The 2,623-nt window shown below is 63.5% G+C and carries 4 protein-coding genes; 3 read left to right on the forward strand and 1 reads right to left on the reverse strand.

Annotated features, from left to right (window positions below):
• Positions 1–1,140 (reverse strand): serine/threonine-protein kinase (locus tag WBF82_RS12960; protein ID WP_424383420.1); only part of this gene is annotated, 1,140 nt, incomplete at its 3' end.
• A gap of 471 nt (positions 1,141–1,611) precedes the next feature.
• Between WBF82_RS12960 and WBF82_RS12965 the strand changes: the two genes are divergently transcribed.
• From WBF82_RS12965 to WBF82_RS12975, 3 genes are all read left to right on the forward strand, one after another.
• On the forward strand, positions 1,612–1,911 hold the full coding sequence (locus tag WBF82_RS12965; protein ID WP_424080866.1) for a PE family protein: 300 nt from the start codon (positions 1,612–1,614) through the stop codon (positions 1,909–1,911).
• Positions 1,912–2,068: 157 nt separating this feature from the next.
• Positions 2,069–2,365 carry a WXG100 family type VII secretion target gene (locus WBF82_RS12970; protein WP_219067684.1) on the forward strand — a complete coding sequence of 99 codons (297 nt, stop codon included), beginning with the start codon at positions 2,069–2,071 and terminating at the stop codon, positions 2,363–2,365.
• Positions 2,366–2,407: 42 nt separating this feature from the next.
• Positions 2,408–2,623: WXG100 family type VII secretion target (locus WBF82_RS12975; RefSeq protein ID WP_424383421.1), on the forward strand; the 216-nt coding region annotated here is incomplete at its 3' end.

Here is a 2,623-nt window from a genome sequence, read left to right on the forward strand (position 1 = left end):
GCTTCGGCCGATCACGATGCCGACGCCCAGCAACCCGACGCACAGCGCAGCCGCCGCGGTGCCCAACCCAACAACCCAAGGCCACCGGCGGCGCCGAATCTGCGCCGGTGCGCCCGCTCCGTCGGCGTCGGCCTGCTGTCCGGTGGTGGCGTGATGCTGCGCCAGACCCCTGACCGTTCTCGCCCACGCCGGGAAGCCGCCGGACGACGCCGAATCATCCGTTGTCGGGGAAGCCTCGGGCAGGTCGTCGGGATAGTCGACGACGGTGAGGTACGCCTCGGGACTGCGATCACCGGTCCAGGCCCCGGCGCTGTAGCTCAGCGCGTCCGCGAACGCACGGCAGCTGTGGAAGCGATCGTGGGGGTTTTTGGCCAGAGCGGTCGCGAGTATGTCGTCGAGGCGCGCGAGGTCGGGCCGCCGATCGCGCAGGCTGGGCGGGGCCGCGGTGAGATGTTGGCTGATAACGGCGACTGGATTGGACTGCTGGAACGGCGGCGTCCCGGTGAGCAGGTAGAACGCCGTAGCGGCAAGCGCATACTGGTCGGCCCGTCCGTCGATCTCGGCGCCCATCAATTGTTCGGGTGCGGCGTAGGCGACCGCTTCACCGGTGAGATCGGGCGCCGAGGCGCCATCAGGGTCGCCGAGCTGACGGGCCAGACCGAAGTCGGCGAGCAGTATTTGTTGTTCACCGTCGGCTGGACTGCTGAACAGAATGTTTGTCGGCTTCACGTTGCGGTGCAGCATGCCCCGGCTGTGCGCGTAGTCAAGCGCGTCGGCGACGGCCGTGATGGTGGCCAGCACCTCGCCCGCAGGCATCCCCGTCGGGAACCGGTTAGCGATGACCTGCGCCGCGCTGGTGCCGTTGACGTAGTCCATGGTGATCCACAGCTGACCGTCTGTCTCGCCGCGATACTCGATTTCGAGAATGTGCGGGTGGTACAGCGTGGTGGCGAGCGGTGTTTCCCGCATGAACCGGTCGTGGAACTCACGGTCTTCGGTGAGCGTCGCAGACAGCACCTTCAAGGCGGTCCACTGCGGTAAGCGCGGATGCTGGGCGAGGTAGACGTCGCCCGTCTCACCGCAGCCAAGTAGTCGAAGGACGCTATATCCAGCGAAGGTCGCGCCGCTGGTCAACGGCATGCCCAGATCCTAACTGCCGCTGACGGTCGACGGCATTTCTAGAACATTTGGTCACCCAAAGTTCAGAAGTTGGTTGAAGGCTTGGTGCCCAGGCCGGTGGCCCGCATACCCAGCGCAAAATTTTGCTGGACGCATGTATAACGACGGCCGCTGACCTTATTCGCGGCTAGATTTTTATGCTTCGCAAGCCCAAGTTTGTCGCCGTGTTGAATTGGTAGCCGCTGACTTGCTGACGAGCCTCACAACGAGGCCCGATTGACGCCCGTAAATTTGCGCAGGTCACGAAGCCCTGCAGGGCGCGGGCCAGCCCCCGCGGGGCGTCGCTTGTTACTGCGCCGTTACCCAAGGTGAACACTTGTTGCCGAATGGTGAACAGTTGCAAACACCCAGTTTCACCAGCGGCAAGTAGCCGAGCGCGCGTCTATCCTCGTCCACGGGTGTATTGCTGAAATACCCGAGGAGGGAAGCTCAATGTCGTTTGTAACCACACAGCCGGAGGCGTTGTCGGCAGCGGCCGGCAGCCTGCAAGGCATCGGCTCGGCGGTGAACTCGCAAAACGCGGCCGCGGCGGCCCCGACGACGGGTGTTGTTCCGGCTGCAGCCGACGAGGTCTCGGCCCTGACGGCGGCGCAGTTCGTCGCGCACGCTCAGATGTATCAGGCGGTGAGTGCCCAGGCAGCGGCCATTCACGAAATGTTCGTGAATACGCTGGGCACCAGCGCCGGTTCGTATGCGGCCACCGAGGCCGCCAACGCAGCCGCCGCCCTCTAACAGCCGGCAATGAAGTCCGTCCCAATGTGTTGGCAACCGGGTAGCGGGAAAGGGGGGATTCGCCGTGTGTTCCAGGTCGGCGGTTACCTCGGGTAACCGGTCCGGCTATCAGCACGTCCGTTGCAGTCGATCACTACTCAATCAAGGAGACAAGTAAGTGCCTACGCGTTTTATGACCGACCCGCACGAGATGCGGGCGATGGCGGGCCGTTTTGATGTGCACGCCCAAACCGTTGAGGACGAGGCCCGCAAGATGTGGGCATCGAGCCAAAACATCGCCGGAGCCGGTTGGAGTGGTACTGCCCAGATGACGTCTTACGACACCATGGGCCAGATGAACCAGGCCTTCCGCAACATCGTCAACATGCTCCACGGTGTGCGCGACGGACTGATCCGCGACGCCAATAACTACGAAACCCAAGAGCAGGCCAGCCAGCAGATTCTGAGCAGCTAACCCGCTGCAAGCGTAAACTTTTCCAATCAGGAGGATAGATAAATGTCGATTAGCTACCAGTTCGGTGATGTTGACGCCCACGGCGCGCTGATCCGGGCCCAGGCGGCCTCGTTGGAGGCCGAGCACCAGTCCATCGTGCGCGATGTGCTGGCCGCTGGAGACTTCTGGGGCGGTGCGGGCTCGGTGGCCTGCCAGGAGTTCATCACCCAGTTGGGTCGCAACTTCCAGGTGATCTACGAGCAGGCAAACCAGCACGGC

This window comes from Mycobacterium sp., assembly GCF_049673265.1.
Classification (GTDB): Bacteria; Actinomycetota; Actinomycetes; order Mycobacteriales; family Mycobacteriaceae; genus Mycobacterium.